Origin of the sequence: Spiractinospora alimapuensis (genome assembly GCF_018437505.1) — a bacterium.
GTDB lineage: Bacteria > Actinomycetota > Actinomycetes > Streptosporangiales > Streptosporangiaceae > Spiractinospora > Spiractinospora alimapuensis.
The window spans coordinates 948821-967754 of sequence record NZ_CP072467.1 but is presented as its reverse complement, the minus strand read 5'-3'; the positions used below and the strand labels follow the sequence as shown (position 1 = coordinate 967754).

Below are 18934 nucleotides of genomic sequence, written 5' to 3'. Positions count from 1 at the left end.
CCGTGGTCGTGGAGTGGGGCGGTGCGCACCGCGTCCACGTCGCGGGCGCGACCAGCAGCAGGGCTGTCTCCGAGGACTGTTATCCTGGTGGCCCGTGGAGTCCGCTGGGAAACCGGAGCGCGTCATCACGCGTCGCCACTAGCGGAAACCGCACGGTCACCTGGTGTTTCCCGGGGCCGTACGTTCTTCAACCACGGGAGCAGCGCCTTGGCATCCGCCGCGAGAACCAAACATCTCTTCGTCACCGGCGGGGTCGCCTCCAGCCTCGGGAAGGGCCTGACGGCCTCAAGTCTCGGTCGGCTGTTGAAGTCGCGGGGGTTGCGGGTCACGATGCAGAAACTCGACCCCTACCTCAACGTCGACCCCGGCACCATGAACCCGTTCCAGCACGGAGAGGTGTTCGTCACCGACGACGGCGCCGAGACCGACCTGGACATCGGGCACTACGAACGCTTCCTCGACACCGAGCTCTCCGGCACGGCCAACGTCACGACCGGCCAGGTGTACTCCAGCGTCATCGCCAAGGAGCGCCAGGGCGCCTACCTCGGCGACACCGTCCAGGTCATCCCGCACATCACCAACGAGATCAAGTCCAGGATCTACGCGATGGCGGGCGACGACGTGGACGTCGTGATCACCGAGGTCGGGGGGACCGTCGGGGACATCGAGTCCCAGCCGTTCCTCGAGGCGGTTCGCCAGATCCGTCACGAGATCGGACGTGAGGACTGCCTGTTCCTGCACGTCTCGCTCATTCCCTACCTCGGCCCCTCGGGCGAACTGAAGACCAAGCCGACCCAGCACTCGGTGGCCGCGCTGCGCAGCATCGGAATCCAGCCGGACGCGATCGTGTGCCGGTCGGACCGTCCCATCCCCACCTCCATGAAGCGCAAGATCAGCCTCATGTGCGACGTGGACGAGGGGGGTGTCGTCGCCACCCCGGACGCTCCCTCGATCTACGACATCCCCAAGGTCCTGCACCGGGAGGGTCTGGACGCCTTCGTGGTGCGGCGGCTCGGTCTGCCGTTCCGGGACGTGGACTGGCGGGAGTGGGACGAGCTGCTGCGTCGGGTGCACCACCCGGCGCACGAGGTGACGGTCGCCCTCGTCGGCAAGTACGTGGACCTGCCCGACGCCTACCTCTCGGTGACCGAGGCCATCCGCGCCGGCGGGTTCGCGGAGGACACCCGAGTGAACATTCGCTGGGTTCCCAGTGACGCCTGCGCCACCCCCGAGGGCGCGGCGCGGGAGCTGCGGGGGGTGCACGGTGTGGTGATCCCCGGCGGCTTCGGTATCCGCGGCATCGAGGGCAAGATCGGTGCGGTGCGTTACGCCCGGGAGAACGAGGTTCCCCTGTTGGGGCTGTGCCTGGGCCTGCAGTGCGTCGTCGTGGAGTTCGCGCGCACGGTCGTCGGGATTCCGGGAGCCGACAGCGCCGAGTTCGACAGCTCGGTCGAGGCGCCCGTCATCGCCACCATGGCCGAGCAGGCCGATGTGGTGGCGGGGGAGCGGGACATGGGCGGGACGATGCGTCTGGGCCTGTACCCCGCGCGTCTGGCGGAGGGCTCCCTCGTCCGTGAGGCCTACTCCGCCGAGGAGGTGAAGGAGCGGCACCGCCACCGCTACGAGGTCAACAACGCCTACCGGGAGCGGTTGGAGGAGGCGGGGCTGGTGTTCTCCGGCCTGTCGCCCGACGGCACGCTGGTCGAGTTCGTGGAGCTGCCGCGGGAGACGCACCCGTTCTTCGTCGCCACCCAGGCGCACCCGGAGTTCCTGTCCCGGCCCACGCGGGGCCACCCGCTGTTCGTGGGACTCGCCGCCGCCGCGTTGAAGCACAGCCAGGAGAAGGTGTCGGGGGCGGGACAGTGACCGCGGTCGATCCGGTCCGCGACTACCCCGAGGCGTGGCCGGTCGAGAAGAGCGACGTCGGCTTCGACGGTGCCGTGGTGCGGGTGCGTACCGACTGGGTGCGCATGCCCGGGTCCGACGGTGACGAGCTGGTGACCCGGGAGCGGGTGGAACATCCCGGGTCGGTCGCCGTCGTCGCGGTGGACGACCGGGACCGGGTGCTGATGCTGCGCCAGTACCGTCACGCGGTGGGGCGCCAGCTCTGGGAGATTCCGGCGGGGCTGCGGGACAAGGCGGGTGAGCCCCCGTTGGCCACGGCGCGCAGGGAGCTCCTCGAGGAGGCCTCGTACGAGGCGCGGCGCTGGGACACCCTGGTGGACCTCTACACGACCCCGGGGTCCTCCAACGAGCGGGTGCGGATCTTCCTGGCGCGGGACCTGCGCGAGGTCCCCGCCAGTGAGGTGGACTTCGAGCGCGTGCACGAGGAAGCCGACATGCCCCTGGCGTGGGTCCCGCTGCCACAGGCGGTGGCGGCTGTACTGTCGGGGGATGTTCACAACGCGTTGGCGCAGGTCGGGGTGCTCGCCGCGTCAGCGGCCCACGGCGACGCATTCGGCGGCCTGCGTTCCGCGGACGCGCCGGAGGAGTGATCCACCACACGGGTGTTCGCTAGATCACATTTCCTACCGGAATGGTCGGGTGTTTCTGGCTGTTGCACCCGTGTGTGGACATCGACCAGGGACGAACGTCGGGTGAGGGCCTGTGGCGGGCGGTGACGCCCGTTGCCGGCCTGCCCGGCCGCCCGGTCTCCGGTCGAGAGGTCCCGCCGGCTTCGGCGTGGCGGCCCACGTTGCCGACAGACGGTGACCGAACCTGACTATCCCCCGGTCGTCGTGTGACACACGTGCCGGTGAACCCGTCGAGGATCCGAGTGATTGAAGCGACACAACTGAGAAAGGTCTTCCGCTCCCGTGGTCAGGAGACGACCGCGTTGGACGGGGTCGACCTGCACGTGGAGCCGGGTGAGGTCTACGGCGTCGTCGGACAGAGCGGCGCCGGGAAGAGCACCCTGCTGCGCAGCGTGAACCTGTTGGAGCGGCCGACCTCCGGGACGGTGCGGGTGCACGGTCGGGAGCTGACGTCCCTCGCCGGTTCCGAGCTTCGGGCGGCGCGTCGCGACATCGGTATGGTGCACCAGCACTTCGCGTTGCTCTCCGCCCGCACCGCGGCCGGGAACGTCGCCTTCCCCCTGGAGGTGATGGGGATGGGACGGGCCGAGCGACGGCGCCGGGTGGCGGAGTTGCTCGACGTCGTGGGGCTCGGGGACAAGGCCCGCTCCTTCCCCGCCCAGTTGTCGGGAGGACAGAAGCAGCGCGTCGGTATCGCGCGGGCGATCGCGGCGAACCCCGCGGTGCTGCTGTGCGACGAGGCGACCTCCGCCCTGGACCCGGCGACGACGGACTCCATCCTGGACCTGCTGCGCCAGCTCAACCGGGACCTCGGCATCACGATCCTGCTGATCACCCACGAGATGAACGTGATCAAGCGGGTGTGTGACTCCGCGGCGATCATGTCCGGTGGCCGGTTCCTGGAGAAGGGGCGGGTGATCGATCTCCTGCGCACACCGGGGTCACTGCTCGCCCGTTCCCTCTTCCCCCTCACCGACGGCGGTCCCGACAGCGTGGTGCTGACCTACGCCCAACGTGCCGACGATCCGGTGATCAGCGATGTGTCCCGGCGCTTCGGCGTGGACGTCAACATCCTGGGCGGCTCGGTGGAGACCGTGGCCGAGGGACCCGTCGGACGCTTGAGCGTGACGATCACCGGCGATCGTCGCGCGGAGGCCGTCGAGTACCTGCGCGGCCTCGGCCTCGGGGTGGAGCAGGGCGCGACCGGGCTGGGCGTGGAGGGGACGGACTGATGGAGTGGCTCGCGGAGCTTCCCGAACGGTGGCCGGACATGTGGCCGGAACTGTGGTTGGGGACCCTCGACACCCTGTACATGGTGGCGTGGGCGACGGTGTTCACGATCCTCCTCGGCCTGCCGCTGGGTGTCCTGCTCGTCGTCACCGACCGCGGTGGCCTCGCACAGGCCCGCTGGGTGAAGGTCGTCCTGGGGGCCGTGGTCAACGTCGGACGGTCCCTTCCGTTCATCGTGCTGATGGTGGCGGTGCTGTCGCTCACGCGCCTCATCACCGGGACCACGTTCGGTCCGACCGCGGCGATCGTCCCCCTGAGTATCGGCGCGATCCCCTTCTTCGCTCGACTCGTGGAGACCTCGCTGCGCGAGGTCGACCGCGAGGTGATCGAGGCCGCGCACGCCATGGGGGCGCGGCGGCTCACCATCGTCGGCAAGGTGCTGCTGGTCGAGTCGCTGCCCGGACTCGTGGCCGGTCTCGTCATGACCGTCGTCACCCTGATCTCCTACTCGGCCATGGCCGGGGCGATCGGCGGTGGCGGACTGGGCGACATCGCGATCCGGTACGGATACCAACGTTTCGACGACCTGTACCTGGCCGCGACCGTCGTCCTCCTCATCGTCATCGTGCAGGGCGTGCAGAGCCTGGGCGATGTGGTCGTCCGGCGGGTGTCCCGCCGGTGACACCAACGGTTCACCCGAACCACCAACGCATTAGGGAGTAAGAACGTGCGCAAGACGTGGATCGTCGTCCCGGTGGCACTCGCCATGGGCCTGAGCGCCTGCTCCAGCCCGAGCGAACGTGCCGACGACGGGGGCGCGGACGGCGACCTGACGACCCTGCGTGTGGGGGCCACCCCGGTTCCGCAGGCCGACATCCTGAACTTCGTGCAGGACAACCTCGCCGAGGACGCGGGCCTCAACCTCGACATCGTGGAGTACACCGACTACAACCAGCCCAACGCGGCACTGGTCGAGGGCGAGCTGGACGTGAACTACTACCAGCACCGGCCCTTCCTCGAGGAGTACCTGGAGGGCAACGACGACGCCGACCTCACCTACGTCGAGGACATCCACGTCGAGGCCTTCGGACTGTACTCCGAGGGGCTGGAGGACCTGGACGACATCGAGGACGGCGCCGAGATCGGTGTCCCCAACGACGCGTCCAACCTCGGACGGGCCCTGCTCCTCCTCGAGGAGAAGGAGCTCATCACCCTGGACGACGACGCCGGGGAGCTGGCGACACAGAACGACATCGCCGACAACCCGCGCGACCTGGAGATCGTGCCGCTGGAGGCGCCGCAGCTTCCCCGGTCGCTGCAGGACATGGACGCCGCGGTGGTGAACGGCAACTTCGCGATCGAGACCGACCTCGCCGAGACGGCGAACGTGCTCGGGTTCGAGGACACCGAGGACAACCCGTACGCCAACGGGCTGGTCGTCAACTCCGGCGACGCCGACGACCCGGACATCGCCACCCTCAACGACCTCCTGCACTCCGCCGAGGTGCGCGACTACATGGAGGAGACCTGGGACGGCGTGGTGATCCCGGTCCAGGACTGAACCGCGTGAGGGGCGGTCGGGGCCGCGGACGGCACCGCCCCGACCGAGGCGACGGGCGGCGCGGTGGTGACACCACCGCGCCGCCCGTCGTGCCAACGCCGATCGTGGACATCGCGATCGGCGTTCGTTGGTGGCGCCGACACCCACGTCGTGTGACATCATCGTCGCCTCGGCTTCCTCCCACGAGGGGAGTGGAGTCCACCCTCTCTCGGGGGTGGGTTTCCTGTCTCATCGCCAGTCGCGGAAAAGGGGGACCCCGTGCCGTTGGACACCGGTGCCACGCGCATCGCCCGGGTGTCCCCGCGCCGCGCCCCGACCAACCGCGGGGGCGTTCTCCACCCCGGCCACGTCACGGCCGGGACCCGTGCGGTGGACCGGGCGTCGTTACGCCCGCGTCGGACGAACGCGCGTGGGGAGTGGCTCTCGAGGCCCATCGGACAGGGGAGCGGGCCGTCCCGGTCGCGAGTCCCCAGCGCTCCCAGAGAACACAGCGGTTCACGAAGCACGACCTAGGTGTCTACGGGAAAGCGACACATGTACCAGCACCACACCGGATTCCTCCCCGGCTCCAGGGCCGGGGCCACCCCCAGGGGGAATTGGTGAACCTTCCGTCGACCATGGACGTTCCGGGCGGGTCGGAACCCGCCGACGCGCTCGTCACCGTGGTCGAGGCCTACCTGGACCATCTCGCGGTCGAACGCGGCCTCGCCCGCAACACCCTGTTGTCCTACCGACGGGACCTGCGCCGCTACCTGGCCTACCTCGCCGAGCGGGGGTACGGCCAGCTCGCCGAGGTCACCCCGGACGACATCAGCGGCTTCCTGCGCGACATCCGGGAGGGGACCGAGGAGCGCGCCCCGCTGGGCGTCACCTCGGCCGGTAGAACCCTCGCGGCGGTGCGTGGCCTGCACCGGTTCGCCGCCCGTGAGGGGATCGCCGTCCCCGACCCCGCGATCGACGTGCGCCCCCCCACGCCGGCGCGGCCACTGCCCAAGGCGTTGTCACTGTCGCAGGTGGAGGCGTTGCTCGCGGCCGCGGGACCGAGCGAGGATCCCCGAGGGCTGCGCGACCGGGCGCTGCTGGAACTGCTGTACGGCACGGGCGCGCGCATCTCCGAGGCGGTGGGGCTCGACGTGGACGACCTGGGCGTGTCCGCGGACACCGACGATGCCACGACCCGCGCGAACCTGGTGCGTTTCCGGGGCAAGGGCGGGCGCCAGCGGATCGTCCCGGTCGGCCGCTACGCGCGCGACGCCGTGGACGCCTACCTCGTCCGCGCCCGACCCTCACTCGTGTCGGCCCGACGTACCACCCCCGCGCTGTTCCTCAACGCGCGTGGTGGACGTCTGACCCGACAGGGTGCGTGGGCGGTCCTGCGGGCGGCGGCCGAACGCGCCGGGCTCGCCACCCGCGAGTCCGACCGGGCGGGTGGAGCGGCCCCCACGGAGGCGACGGCCGGCGCGGTCAGCCCTCACACCCTGCGCCACTCCTTCGCGACCCACCTGTTGGAGGGCGGCGCCGACGTGCGGGTGGTGCAGGAACTGCTCGGCCACGCGTCGGTCACCACCACACAGATCTACACACAGGTCACCGTGGATCACCTGCGTGAGGTCTACGCGCACAGCCATCCACGGGCGGGGGCGAGGGGCGTGGCCGCCGACGATGTCTGAGGGGCCGCGGCGGGGTCACGTTGGCGGCATAATTGCTGAAGGTCCCCGACCGCGAACACTCGCCCGTGAGTGTTGCGTTGAATCATCAGGGGCGAGGTTCTAGAGTCGCCGCACGACGGTATCGCACTGTCGACAAATCAAGTGATTCCGACGGCTGGACCCGGCGGCGTTACGGCGTTCGACAGGCCGGTCCGTAGGGAGGTCAAGGGTTGTGAGCAGGTCCGAGCAAGCTGGTAGGGGTGCCCATGGCGCCCGCTCCGCGCACGAGGAGACGGCGGCCGCGGCCGCGCCACGCAACCCCTGGGGGGACCAGAAATCGGGGGCGGAACTGACAACCAACAGACCGAAACCAGACTTTCCCGAGCCGGCGCGTGTGGACCAACACGGGCCCGCCCGGATCATCGCGCTGTGTAACCAGAAGGGTGGTGTCGGTAAGACCACCACGACGATCAACCTCGGTGCGGCGCTCGCCGAGTACGGTCGGCGCGTGCTGCTGGTGGACTTCGACCCCCAGGGGGCGTTGTCCGTGGGACTGGGCAGGCTGGATCCGCGGGAACTGGACCTGACCATCTACAACCTGCTCATGCAGCGGGACATCGGCGTCGAGGACGTCCTGCTCAAGACCAACGTCGACGGCCTGGACCTCATCCCGAGCAACATCGACCTGTCGGCGGCCGAGGTTCAACTGGTCGGCGAGGTGGCCCGGGAGCAGATGCTCAGTCGGGTGCTGTCGGAGGTCACCGACGACTACGACGTCGTCCTGATCGACTGCCAGCCGTCCCTGGGTCTGCTGACGGTCAACGCGCTCACCGCCGCGCACGGCGTCGTGGTTCCCCTGGAGTGCGAGTTCTTCGCACTGCGTGGGGTCGCGCTGCTCATGGACACGATCGGCAAGGTCCAGGAGCGGCTGAACTCCGACCTGGTCATCGACGGTTTCCTCGGGACGATGTACGATCCGCGTACGCTGCACGCGCGGGAGGTCCTGGCGACCATCATCGACGGCTTCGGCGAACGCGTCTACAACACCGTCATCAACAGGACGGTGCGGTTCCCCGACGCCACGGTGGCGGGCGAACCGATCACCCAGTTCGACTCCTCGTCCGCCGGTGCCAACGCCTATCGGGACCTGGCCAAGGAGGTGCTGGCCCGGTGGCCAGACAACGGTCTCCACGGATGAACCTTCCCGGGGCCTCGGAACTGTTCCGGCCCACGGGCAGTGCCGCGGGCGCCGCGCAGCCGCAGGCGGCGGAGTCGGTCCAGCTCGCTCCGGTCACCCCGGTGGCCGAGACGCGTGCCCCGGCCGAGCCGGCGAGTGTGCCCACGCGCACGGCGCAGGAGACATCGGTGCGGCCCAGTGGACGCCGACGGCACGAAGAGAAGATCACGGTCTACATCTCCGCCGCGGAACTCGTGGCGCTGGAGCAGGCGCGGCTGAGCCTGCGCGTGGAGCACGGCATCGCCTGTGACCGGGGACGGATCGTGCGGGAGGCGGTCGCGACCCTGCTCGCCGACTTCGACGAGCGCGGCGCGTCCAGCACCCTCGTTCAGCGGCTCGCCAGCGGCTGAGGCATGGGACCCTGGGAGGTGTGAGCACCTCCCCGGAGTCCCGCCGCGCATGACGGACACCACGCAGACACTGACCGGCGCCGATCCCGACGACGCTGGGGTCACCGCCGGCTTCCAGGTCCACCTCGACAACTTCGAAGGCCCCTTCGACCTGCTCTTGGGGCTCATCGCCAAGCACAAGCTCGACATCACCGAGGTGTCGCTGTCGCGGGTGACCGACGAGTTCATCGCCTACATCGCGGCGCACGAGGACGGGTGGGACCTCGACCAGGCCAGCCACTTCCTTCTCGTCGCGGCGACCCTGCTCGACCTCAAGGCCGCGCGCCTGCTGCCCCGCGGCGAGGTCGACGACGAGGACGACCTCGCGCTGCTGGAGGCCCGGGACCTGCTGTTCGCCCGACTGCTGCAGTACCGTGCCTACAAGGAGATCGCCGGGATCCTCTCCGTCCGGGCCGCGGAGGCCGGACGTCGGGTGGCGCGCGCCGTGCCGCTGGAGGAACGGTTCGCCCAGGCGCGGCCCGACGTGTTCATCCGCCTCGGCCCACGCGAGTTCGCCGCCCTCGCGGCGCGCGCCTTGACGCCGAAAGAGCCGCCGAGCGTCCCGGTGTCGCACATCCACCAGCCCAAGACCTCCGTCCAGGAGCAGGCCGAGGTCGTCGCCACGAGGCTGCGCGAGTGGGGGCCGACGTCGTTCGCCGACCTGGTGGCCGACTGTGACGGCACCTTCGAGGTCATCGCGCGGTTCCTGGCGCTGCTGGAGCTCTACCGTGGTGCCTTCGTGGCGTTCGACCAGCCCGAGCCGCTGGGGGACCTGCTGCTCACCTGGACGGGCGAGGACGAGACACCCATCGAGGTGGCCGAGGACTACGGCGGCGACGGGGCGGACGCCGACGGAGCCGGACCGACCGACGACGACGCGGACACGGGGGACGCAGCACAGTGACAGCCGAACGGATCAGCACACTCCTCACCGACACCGACACCGACACCGACACCGACACCGACACCGGCGCGGTCGTCGCGGCTCCGGGGGATTCGCACGCCGAGGCCCGGGACGTCGGCCGGGAGACCCCGGACACCCTGCGCCGCGACATCGAGGCGGTCCTGATGGTGGTGGACCAGCCCGTCGGCGCGTTCGAGCTCGCGCGCGCCAACGAACGCTCCGTCGAGGACGTGACCGCGGTCCTTCGCGAGCTCGCCGCCGAGTACACCGAACAGGGGCGGGGGTTTGACCTGCGCGAGGTCGCGGAGGGCTGGCGGATCTACACTCGGGTGGAGTGCGCGTCGGCGGTGGAACGATTCCTGCGGGACGGGGCCGAGGTGCGCCTCACCCAGGCCGCCCTGGAGACGCTCGCCGTCGTGGCCTACCGGCAGCCGGTGTCGCGCGGGCGGGTCTCCGCGGTCCGTGGTGTGAACTGCGACGGAGTAATGCGTACCCTCGTACTACGGGGGCTGATCGTGGAGTCCGGCCAGGACGGAGAGTCCGGGGCGCTGCTGTACCGCACGACCAACTACTTCCTGGAGCGCATGGGCCTGCGCGATCTTGAGGAACTCCCCGACCTGGCCCAGTTCCTACCCGACGACATCGAAGGCTTTGACGACACCGGTGAACACCCCACCTCGCAAACGTGACACCCCTGGCGGCGACGCGCCCCGGGGCCGGCGCGACGGCGCGCACGCTCAACGGTCCGGACGCGGTTCCACGTCCGGCACGGGCGGCAAGCCCGCGCGTGACTCCCGAACCGATTCCGCCCAGCGGCGCGACGGCGCCCGCTCCGGTCCACGCGACGGCTCCAACCAAGGCCGCCGCGACAGCCGCGACGACCGGGATGGTCGGGATGGCCGGGACGGTCGGCAGCGCAGGGACAACAAAGAGGGCCAGCGGCGGGACGGCCGAGACGGTCGGGACGCGCAGAGGCGGGACGGTGGCGCCGGCCGCGGCGCCCGCCCGAACACGCGATCCGGCGCCCGCCAGGGCGGCGGGCAGCGCGCCTCCAACGCCGAGCGCAACCTGTCGCGTGAGGCGCAGGCGCGGCTTCGGCGGCTGCGCGACGAGTACACGCCTCGCGACGACGACCGTCCCGCGGGCGAGCGCGACTCCTACGTCGACGTGCCCGGCGGAATCCGACTCCAGAAGGCGCTCGCGCAGGCCGGGGTCGCCAGCCGGCGTGCCAGCGAGGAGATGATCGCGCAGGGCCGGGTCTCCGTGGACGGCCACGTGGTGCGCAGGTTCGGCGCCCGGGTGGACGTCACCGCCTCCGAGATCCGCGTGGACGGGATGACCGTCGTCACCGAACCGGGACGCCACTACTACGCCCTGAACAAGCCACGCGGCGTGGTGAGCACCATGAGCGACCCGGAGGGACGCCCGACGCTGGCCGACTACACCAGCCAGACCACCGGCCGCCTGTTCCACGTCGGACGGTTGGACACCGAGACCGAGGGGCTGATCCTGCTCACCGACGACGGCGAGCTGGCCAACCGACTCACCCATCCTCGGTACCGGATCCTGAAGACCTACATCGCGACCGTGCCGGGACCGGTGCCGCGCCACCTCGTCACCGAGGTGTCCAAGGGCGTGGAGCTCGACGACGGCCCCGTCCAGGTGGACAGCTTCCGTGTCGTGGACAACGCCGAGCCCCGCGCCCTGGTCGAGGTCGTGCTGCACGAGGGGCGAAAGCACATCGTGCGCCGGCTCCTGGAGTCCGTCGGCCTGCCGGTCCAGGACCTGGCGCGCACGCAGGTGGGGCCGATCGGGCTGCACACCCTGAAGACCGGCACGGTGCGTGCGCTGACCTCACGCGAGGTCAGCGAGCTGTACACCGCGGCGGGAATGTGAATCGAAGGGCGACGCGGCGGCCACCCGAACGGCCGACCGCCGGCGACAATCCGGAAAGGGCACGGCAGTGACGGTACGGGCGATCCGTGGAGCGGTCCAGGTGGACGCCGACGAGCGGGAGCTCGTCATCGAGGCCACCGCTGAGCTGGTCTCGGAGGTCATGCGACGCAACGAGCTGACCGCAGAGGACCTGATCAGCGTGGTGTTCACCGGCACACCGGACCTGACGTCGGAGTTTCCGGCGTTGGCCGCCCGGAAGGTCGGACTCACCGACGTCCCGCTGATGTGCGCCGTGGAGATGGACGTCCCCGGGGCGTTGCCCCGGGTGGTCCGTCTGCTCGCCCACGTCGAGACCGAGCGTCCCCGCGCGGAGGTCAAGCACGTGTACCTGCGTGGGGCGCAGGCACTGCGGTTGGACATCGCGCAGTAGGACGGAGCCCGGACGGGGCCGCGTGGGGGCGCGGAGCCGTCGGACGGGGACGGGGGCGGGAGTGACATCGGAGAGAGCAGTGGGTCAGATTCACCGTGCGGTGGTGCTGGGTACCGGGCTGATCGGCACGTCCGTGGCGTTGGCGTTGGCCGAACGCGGGGTGGTGGTCACCCTCGAGGACCCCGATCCCGCCGCCGTGGCGATGGCGGTGGACCTGGGGGCCGGGACGCGGCTCACCCAGGATGACGCTCCCGCCGACGTCGCGTTGGTGGCAGCCCCGCCCGCGGTCGTCCCCGCTGTTCTGCACCGCGCCCAGGAACGGGGCCTCGCTCACGCCTACACCGACGTCGCGAGCGTCAAGACCTGGGTGACGCGGGAAGCCGACCGGTTGGGCTGTGACCTGTCGACGTTCGTGCCGTCCCATCCCATGGGCGGCCGGGAGAAGGCCGGACCCGGGGCGGCCCGCGCCGACCTCTTCCTCGGACGGTCCTGGGCCATCTGCCCGACGGAGAAGACCGACACCCACGCCATCGCCGTGGTCACTCGACTGGCGGAACTGTGCGGCGCGGTTCCGCTCACCCTCGCCGCCCAGGCCCACGACCGGGCCGTGGCGCTGGTGTCGCACGCACCCCACGTCGCGTCCTCCGCGGTGGCGGCCCGCCTGCTGGGGGGCGACCCCACCGCCCTGCGACTCGCGGGACAGGGACTGCGGGACGTGACGCGGGTCGCGGGCGGGGACCCCGACATGTGGATGGAGATCCTGCGATACAACGCCGAGCCGGTCGCCGACGTGCTCGCCGCCGTGGCCGAGGACCTGCGAGCCTCGGCCACCGCGCTGCGGAGCGACGCGACCGAGCCGACCGTGCGGGACCTGCTCGACCGTGGGCGCTCGGGGCAGGAGCGCATCCCTGGCAAGCATGGGGCGGAGCGGCAGCCGGAGTTCGCGATGCTGCCCGTCGTCATCCCCGACCAACCGGGGACGCTGGCGCGGCTCTTCGACAGCGCCGGCGCGGCCGGTGTGAACATCGAGGACGTGCGCATCGACCACTCGCCCGGCCTTCCGGTGGGTGTCGCCCAACTGTCGGTCCGGGTCGAGGAGCTTCGGGAGCTCGCCCAGGCGCTCGCGGCGGACGGGTGGGCCGTGCACGGGTGAGGTGACCTTCACACCCTCGACCCTCCTCGTCGGCGGCTCGGGCCGCCGGCGCCGACGTGGGGCATGGGCGGAGTCCGACCAGTACGACAAGCCGGGACGGAACGCTCGCACGCGGCGCTACGCTGGCGGTGGAACTGGCCGTGGCAGTGGACGAAGGGGGTCCGGTGGGCGAGCATCACCGAGACGGGGGACTGGTCATCGCGATTGACGGTCCCTCAGGGTCGGGTAAGTCCAGCACCTCACGCGGTGTGGCGAACGCGCGGGGCCTGCGCTACCTCGACACCGGTGCGATGTACCGGGCGATGACCTGGTGGATGCTCCGACACGACGTCGACACCGGGGACCCCGTCGCGGTGGCCAAGCACGTCCCCGAGCCCGTGATCACCGTCGGCACCGACCCGTCGGCGCCCAGCATCGAGGTGGACGGCGTCGACGTCTCCACCGAGATCCGCGGCGAGGAGGTGACCGGCCACGTCAGCGCGGTCTCGGCCGTTCCGGAGATCCGGGCGCGGATGCTCGCCGACCAGCGGGCCATCATCACGCTGGCGGGCCGGGAGACGGGTGGGATCGTCGTGGAGGGGCGTGACATCACCACGGTCGTCGCCCCGGACGCGCCGGTCAAGGTGTTCCTGACCGCGAGCCAGGAGGCGCGGGCCAACCGGCGCAGCGCGGAGGTCGAGGGCAGCGACGTCTCCGCGACGTTGGAGTCGCTCACCCGCCGCGACACCCTGGACTCCAGCCGGGCCACGTCCCCGCTGCGGCAGACCAAGGACGCCGTCGAGCTGGACACCACGGGACTCACCTTGCCCGAGGTGATCGACCACATCGTTCGCCTGGCCGAACAGGCCGAACAGTCCTCGCCCACGGGCTGAGGACGACCGACGCATCGCTCCCCGCGGTACGCGACCTGGGCGCGTGGGGATGTCAGTACCAGGGACAACACAGGGGGAACCGTGTCCGAAGAGCAGACGCTCGCGGCGGAGACCGAGGACCAGACCACGCAGCCCGTGGTCGCGGTGGTTGGCCGACCCAACGTCGGCAAGTCAATGTTGGTGAACCGGATCATCGGCCGCCGTGAGGCGGTGGTCGAGGACGTTCCGGGCGTGACACGGGACCGGGTGGCCTACGACGCCACGTGGCGCGGGCGCCGGTTCACCCTGGTGGACACCGGAGGCTGGGAGGCCGACGCGAGCGGTATGGCCGCCCTCGTCGCCCGGCAGGCCGAGTACGCGGCCCAGACGGCCGACGTCGTCCTGTTCGTCGTGGACGCCACGGTCGGCCCCACCGACACCGACAGCGCCGTCACCCGTGTTCTGCGTGGCTCCGCCCGCCCGGTCGTCCTCGCCGCCAACAAGGTCGACGGACAGGCCCAGGAGCACGAGGCGCACGCGCTGTGGAGCCTCGGCGTCGGCGAACCGTTCCCCATCAGTGCCCTGCACGGCCGGGGAACCGGGGAGCTGTTGGACGCCGTCCTGGACGCGATGCCCGAGGAGGCGCCACCGGAGACGCTGGAGCCCGAGGTGGGGCCGCGTCGGATCGCGCTGCTGGGCCGCCCCAACGTGGGCAAGTCCAGCCTGTTGAACCGGTTGGCGGGGGAGGACCGGGTCGTGGTCGACTCGGTCGCCGGCACCACCCGGGACGCCGTGGACGAGGTCATCCAGCTCGGCGGGGAGGAGTGGACGTTCATCGACACCGCCGGCATCCGCCGTCGCTTCCGCTCCCTGCAGGGAGCGGACTACTACGCCACGATGCGGACTTCCTCCGCCCTGGAACGGGCCGAGGTCGCGGTGGTGCTGATCGACGTCAGCGAGCCCCTGTCGGAGCAGGACGTCCGAGTCGTCGAGCAGGTCGTGGACTCGGGGCGGGCGCTGGTCCTGGCGTGCAACAAGTGGGACCTGTTGGCCAGTGACGAGGAACGCCGCGAGCGTCTGGAGAAGGAGCTGGACCGCCAACTGGGCCGCGCCAGTTGGGCCCCGCGGGTGAACATCTCCGCCTCCACCGGCCGCCACGTGGAGCGGCTGGTGCCGGCGATCCACCGCAGCCTCGAGGGGTGGGAGCAGCGCATCTCCACCGGACGCCTCAACGGCTGGCTCAAGGACCTCGTCGCCGCCACCCCACCCCCCGCCCGCTCCGGCAAACAGCCCAAGATCCTCTTCGCCACCCAGGCCGACGTCCGCCCACCCCGCTTCGTCCTGTTCACGACGGGGTTCCTCGAGGACGCCTACCGGCGTTTCATCACCCGCCGTCTCCGGGAGGACTTCGGCTTCGAGGGGTCCCCGATCCAACTCAGCATGCGCATCCGCGAGAAGAAGCAAGGCGGCAAGAACCGCAAGCCCACCCGCAAATCCTGAGTACGAGGCACCGCCGAAGGTGCGATACAGTAGTGAACGTCTTCGGGGCCGCAACCCCCGATGACGCCGGGACGTAGCGCAGCTTGGCAGCGCACTTGACTGGGGGTCAAGGGGTCGTGGGTTCAAATCCCGCCGTCCCGACAGAGAAATAGCAGGTCAGCGAACGAGCCCCTCCGGAAACGGAGGGGCTCGTTTCTGTTTGGGCCGATTTCGAGAATTTTTCTCGTGGAAGTCGTCGCCGAAGGTGGGGTCTGTCCCGCCGAGCCGTGTTTCCGGGGCGACGGAGTGGGCCCGCGGTGAGGACCGGGCCCTCGCAGGATCACGCCCGGTCGATATCGAAGCGACCCGCTCCCGAGCGGACGCCTGGCACGGGCGCCGCTCAGTCGAGGACGTGGGTCTCGACGGCCTCGGCGTAGTCGTTGGAGTCGAGGAAGTTGTGCACGGTCGTCGGGGTTCCGTCATCGGCGGGGTCGCTGTCCCCGGAATACGACCTGCCGTCGCTGTAGGCGCGTTCAGGGCATGTGGCCAGGCTCTCGAGGGTCGTTTCCGCGACGATCGAACCGGTCTCCACTTCGTGGAGCGTGATCGGTTCCGAGATCACCGCCAAGGTCGCCGTGAACTCCGTGCCCTCCTCGAGTCCGGTGATCGGATCGGTGGAATCGGTGACGTAGTAACACGGGGTTCCGATCGGCCGCACCCCACGATCGCGGCGGTCGACGCACAGGGCGAGCTGGATGTCCCCGGAGTCGGCTTCCCCGGGTCTCCACTCATCCGGCCAGTGTGCCGTCCACTGTTCCTCGATCCAGGTGTCCTCGTCCTCGTCGTACTTGAAGATCTGGGTCGGGTGCGGAGCGTCGCCCTCGTGCGGCGCGGCGTTGGCGAAACGCGCCCCCTCGCACACCTGGGCGAGGTCGGTGTCGGGCTCCAGCACGTTCAGCTCGGCCTCATCGGCGGGAACCGTTGGATCGAAGTCCACGCGTAGGGCCGCGGCCCGCAGGAACTCGTGCGCCTCGACGGTGTCCGGCGCGTCCAGGTCCAGAGCCACCTCCCAGTTGCCGAGACGAAGTATGAAGGGGGTGCTTCCCTGCGTCCCATCGCCGAGGTAGGCGTCGAGTTCATGAAAGTCCGCGGGGGTCCAGTCGATGCGCCGTTCGTCCGGCCCCCAATCCGTGTCGTCGGCGAGCCCGGCGGAATGGTCGATCGCCACCTTGAGGACCACCTGGTCCCCGCCGTCGGATTCGTCGTCCCCTCCCTCCGTGTCGGCGGTCGAGAGATGCCACTCCTGGTCCAGTCCGACGCCGGGCTCGGAGGGCCCCGTCTCGCCGTCGACCAGTACCCACTCCTCGGGCAGCGAGAAGTCCGCCGTCGACTCCAGTTGCGGCAGCTCCCCGTTCACACATGGCGGTGGCTCGACGTCCGGGAGACCGAGCTCCGGGGGCGCCGGGTTGGTGTCGGGCGTGGGCTCAGGATCGGACGCACAGGACACGCCGACGGCCACGACGGTGAGCGTCGTCGCGGCGGCGCACAGTCGATTGCCGCGGATACGTGGCGGCGCTCCGGTGGGGAGGCCGCGGTGTCCTGCCGTCCCGACCGTCGATGTCGGGGTCGGGGGTGGGTGACCGTTCGGGACGGACATCGGGGGACTCCCTCCGGCCTCAGTCGTGTCTCCCGGGAGCGTACGACCGCGGTCGTGATCAACTCCGGTCTTTCGCCAGTTCGGCTCCCAAAGGAATCCTTCCGTCCCGCCGGCGCGGTCGAACGGTCCCCGTCCTCCGTGCCCACCGAGCGCCCGCTGGCCGGACGCTGTCCGTCGGGGCTGGTCGTCGTGCCGCGCCCAGTCAGGGGTCGCCGTGTCACTCCGGGTAGATGCCGGTGAACACCGAACGGGGGTGGGGGTCGCGGTAGCACGGGCTGGAGATCCGGACCACGACGGCGTCTCCCGACTCGCGGTCCTCGACGGTGTAGGTGAACCCATCGTGGGGGTCGTGGGCGGTGACGACGCCGCCGGTCGCGAAGAACTCGGTCGCTGGACCAGCCCTCGGCGGACCAGTGGGAGTGGAGGCGTCGCAGGGTGGGGAGTACGTTCGGCGCACCGACCACCGCGACGTACAGGGCGCTCATGGCGTAGGTGTCCTTGGCCTCCTCCTCGGGGCCGAGGGGGGAGCAGGGGCCGGGGCCGGCGAAGGTGAACTCCAGCGGCACGGGGAACAGCGGGCCAAGAGCGGTCCCGCGCGCCATGACCCGTTCGGCCGCCGTCTGTTTCGCAACCGTCTCCACCACGTTCGCCTTTCCGTCGGGGGGTTACCTGCTGGTACCGCCGCAGATTATCGGCGTGGCCCCCGCCGATCGACCGACGGCGGGCCGCGTCGGGAGCGGAACTGTGGCGCGCCGTCCTTCCCTCCGGCCTGGGCCGCCCGGTCCTTGACGCTCTGTCGGAGTTCGGGCGTGCGCATGATCGCCGTCAACCCGCTCGTGACGCGGGGTTCGACGTAGCGCACGCGGTCCAACCGGCCCGTCACGATGTTGCGCAGGTTGCGCATCCCACCGGACCCCTGGGGGAAGTACGCCTCGTGGCCACCCTGTTCGGCGCTGAACACCCGGGCCCCGAACTCCCTCGAGGCGGGGTCGGTCCCGTGGATCACCCGCGGGGCGTGGGTGACGACGTCGAGGTCGGCGGCCGCGGCGAAGACCTGGCCCTCGGGGACGTTGAGATCCCGCGCCGATCGGACATGGCGCCCCATGCCCGGGCTCCCCGCGACGACGACGCGGGACGCGTGGAACGCGCGGTCACCCGTGGCGGCGTTCCCCACGACGACCGAACCGTAGCTGTGTCCGTACACCGTGGTACTCCGGTCGGACGGAGGGATCGTCGTCGACGCGGCCAGGCCGGCGAGGAACTCGTTGAGGCGTTCGCCGCCCTCACGGGCCGGTTGGCGCCGCAGGGCACCGGGGACGGCGGAGTCGGGGGCGTTGTACCCCAGCCAGACGACGCAGGCCGAGGTGGCGTGACCGTCGGAGTGCGCGTCCACCTCACTCTTGAGCTGCCGTGCGAAGTCGATCCCGTAGTCGATGTTCCCCATGGTGTTCGTGGCGCCGGGAACGTAGACGCACGTCCGGTCCGCCGTGTCGGGTTGGCCCATGGAGACGGCGACGAGCGCGTCCGTCGCCCCGGTGGTCGACGGCGGTTCGAACCGAAGCAGATAACTCCGCTGGTGGGGAGGGGCCGTCGTGGAGCCGATGCTGTCCCGGAGCAGGACGGCGTCGGGATCGTCGGTGCGCTCGATGTGCCGGTCCAGGGCCGCGCGGTTGGCCGCGTCCCGGACCTCGGCGGGAAGGCCGTCGCGGGCGCCGAGCTCCGTCGGGGGTTGGGCCAGAAACGTGTCACGACGGGCCGGATCCAGCTCATCCCACCATCTCCGGTTCTCCTCCGGCGGCGCCGAGCTCGGGGGTAGGTCATCCGCGTGTGCCATCGAGCTCCTCGGGGGAGAGCCGATCGGGGGCCAGTGGGCTGCGCTGGCACCAAGAGTGTCGACCCCGCGCGAGCGTTGGTCAATCCCACCGCGACCCCCGAAGGCAGCGGGGAAACGACCCCGATCGCGG

General features: G+C 70.6%; 17 protein-coding genes, 1 tRNA gene and 1 pseudogene. 16 read left to right on the top strand and 3 right to left on the bottom strand.

What is annotated here, in order from left to right:
* Nucleotides 1–207: 207 nt before the first annotated feature.
* The 16 genes and pseudogenes from J4H86_RS04535 (at nucleotide 208) to J4H86_RS04460 (ending at nucleotide 15475) form a co-directional block, all read left to right on the top strand.
* On the top strand, nucleotides 208–1866 hold the full coding sequence (locus J4H86_RS04535; RefSeq protein WP_236542250.1) for a CTP synthase: 1659 nt from the start codon (nucleotides 208–210) through the stop codon (nucleotides 1864–1866).
* A complete protein-coding gene (locus J4H86_RS04530) occupies nucleotides 1863–2495 on the top strand; it encodes an NUDIX domain-containing protein (RefSeq protein WP_236542249.1) in 633 nt (210 codons plus the stop codon). Before J4H86_RS04535 ends, J4H86_RS04530 begins: the two co-directional genes overlap by 4 nt.
* A 281-nt stretch (nucleotides 2496–2776) precedes the next feature.
* Nucleotides 2777–3766, top strand: a complete 990-nt coding sequence (locus J4H86_RS04525; RefSeq protein ID WP_236542248.1) for a methionine ABC transporter ATP-binding protein — start codon at nucleotides 2777–2779, stop codon at nucleotides 3764–3766.
* Nucleotides 3766–4446 (top strand): methionine ABC transporter permease, encoded by a 681-nt coding sequence (locus tag J4H86_RS04520; protein WP_236542247.1) that lies wholly within the window; start codon nucleotides 3766–3768, stop codon nucleotides 4444–4446. Before J4H86_RS04525 ends, J4H86_RS04520 begins: the two co-directional genes overlap by 1 nt.
* Before the next feature lie 84 nt (nucleotides 4447–4530).
* On the top strand, nucleotides 4531–5325 hold the full coding sequence (locus J4H86_RS04515) for a MetQ/NlpA family ABC transporter substrate-binding protein (protein WP_236543897.1): 795 nt from the start codon (nucleotides 4531–4533) through the stop codon (nucleotides 5323–5325).
* A gap of 617 nt (nucleotides 5326–5942) precedes the next feature.
* Nucleotides 5943–6995, top strand: coding sequence for a site-specific tyrosine recombinase XerD (locus J4H86_RS04510; protein WP_236543896.1), 1053 nt, complete (start codon nucleotides 5943–5945; stop codon nucleotides 6993–6995).
* Between the two features lie 211 nt (nucleotides 6996–7206).
* A complete protein-coding gene (locus tag J4H86_RS04505) occupies nucleotides 7207–8172 on the top strand; it encodes a ParA family protein (RefSeq protein WP_394356446.1) in 966 nt (321 codons plus the stop codon).
* Nucleotides 8169–8561, top strand: coding sequence for a hypothetical protein (locus J4H86_RS04500; RefSeq protein ID WP_236542246.1), 393 nt, complete (start codon nucleotides 8169–8171; stop codon nucleotides 8559–8561). The genes J4H86_RS04505 and J4H86_RS04500 overlap by 4 nt, the downstream gene beginning before the upstream one ends.
* Before the next feature lie 49 nt (nucleotides 8562–8610).
* Nucleotides 8611–9504 carry a segregation and condensation protein A gene (locus tag J4H86_RS04495; protein WP_236542245.1) on the top strand — a complete coding sequence of 298 codons (894 nt, stop codon included), beginning with the start codon at nucleotides 8611–8613 and terminating at the stop codon, nucleotides 9502–9504.
* 137 nt (nucleotides 9505–9641) lie between these two features.
* On the top strand, nucleotides 9642–10193 hold the full coding sequence (gene scpB / locus J4H86_RS04490) for an SMC-Scp complex subunit ScpB (protein ID WP_236543895.1): 552 nt from the start codon (nucleotides 9642–9644) through the stop codon (nucleotides 10191–10193).
* Nucleotides 10168–11400 carry a pseudouridine synthase gene (locus J4H86_RS04485; protein ID WP_236542244.1) on the top strand — a complete coding sequence of 411 codons (1233 nt, stop codon included), beginning with the start codon at nucleotides 10168–10170 and terminating at the stop codon, nucleotides 11398–11400. The genes scpB and J4H86_RS04485 overlap by 26 nt, the downstream gene beginning before the upstream one ends.
* 67 nt (nucleotides 11401–11467) lie before the next feature.
* Nucleotides 11468–11830, top strand: a complete 363-nt coding sequence (gene aroH, locus J4H86_RS04480) for a chorismate mutase (protein WP_236542243.1) — start codon at nucleotides 11468–11470, stop codon at nucleotides 11828–11830.
* Between the two features lie 79 nt (nucleotides 11831–11909).
* A complete protein-coding gene (locus J4H86_RS04475) occupies nucleotides 11910–12983 on the top strand; it encodes a prephenate dehydrogenase (RefSeq protein ID WP_236542242.1) in 1074 nt (357 codons plus the stop codon).
* A 164-nt stretch (nucleotides 12984–13147) separates the two neighbouring features.
* Entirely contained in the window at nucleotides 13148–13855 is a 708-nt protein-coding gene (gene cmk / locus J4H86_RS04470; protein ID WP_236542241.1) for a (d)CMP kinase, read from the top strand.
* Nucleotides 13856–13930: 75 nt separating this feature from the next.
* A pseudogene (gene der, locus J4H86_RS04465) lies at nucleotides 13931–15334 on the top strand (ribosome biogenesis GTPase Der); the annotation flags it as partial.
* A gap of 67 nt (nucleotides 15335–15401) precedes the next feature.
* Nucleotides 15402–15475, top strand: a tRNA-Pro gene (locus J4H86_RS04460).
* Nucleotides 15476–15713: 238 nt separating this feature from the next.
* Here J4H86_RS04460 and J4H86_RS04455 read toward each other — a convergent pair.
* The 3 genes from J4H86_RS04455 to J4H86_RS04445 all read right to left on the bottom strand — a co-directional run bounded on the left by J4H86_RS04455 (nucleotide 15714) and on the right by J4H86_RS04445 (nucleotide 18804).
* Nucleotides 15714–16970 carry a hypothetical protein gene (locus tag J4H86_RS04455; protein WP_236542239.1) on the bottom strand — a complete coding sequence of 419 codons (1257 nt, stop codon included), beginning with the start codon at nucleotides 16968–16970 and terminating at the stop codon, nucleotides 15714–15716.
* A gap of 217 nt (nucleotides 16971–17187) precedes the next feature.
* Entirely contained in the window at nucleotides 17188–17427 is a 240-nt protein-coding gene (locus J4H86_RS04450) for a hypothetical protein (RefSeq protein WP_236542238.1), read from the bottom strand.
* Between the two features lie 231 nt (nucleotides 17428–17658).
* Complete coding sequence (locus tag J4H86_RS04445; RefSeq protein ID WP_236542237.1) at nucleotides 17659–18804, bottom strand: alpha/beta hydrolase; 1146 nt, start codon at nucleotides 18802–18804, stop codon at nucleotides 17659–17661.
* Nucleotides 18805–18934 lie beyond the last annotated feature (130 nt).

Bases quoted from the DNA above. Each gene is read 5' to 3' on its own strand.
- J4H86_RS04520 (WP_236542247.1), top strand. From the start codon at position 3,766: ATGGAGTGGCTCGCGGAGCTTCCCGAACGGTGGCCGGACATGTGGCCG.
- J4H86_RS04515 (WP_236543897.1), top strand. From the start codon at position 4,531: ATGGGCCTGAGCGCCTGCTCCAGCCCGAGCGAACGTGCCGACGACGGG.
- J4H86_RS04510 (WP_236543896.1), top strand. From the start codon at position 5,943: ATGGACGTTCCGGGCGGGTCGGAACCCGCCGACGCGCTCGTCACCGTG.
- J4H86_RS04500 (WP_236542246.1), top strand. From the start codon at position 8,169: ATGAACCTTCCCGGGGCCTCGGAACTGTTCCGGCCCACGGGCAGTGCC.
- J4H86_RS04495 (WP_236542245.1), top strand. From the start codon at position 8,611: ATGACGGACACCACGCAGACACTGACCGGCGCCGATCCCGACGACGCT.
- J4H86_RS04455 (WP_236542239.1), bottom strand. From the start codon at position 16,970: ATGTCCGTCCCGAACGGTCACCCACCCCCGACCCCGACATCGACGGTC.
- J4H86_RS04445 (WP_236542237.1), bottom strand. From the start codon at position 18,804: ATGGCACACGCGGATGACCTACCCCCGAGCTCGGCGCCGCCGGAGGAG.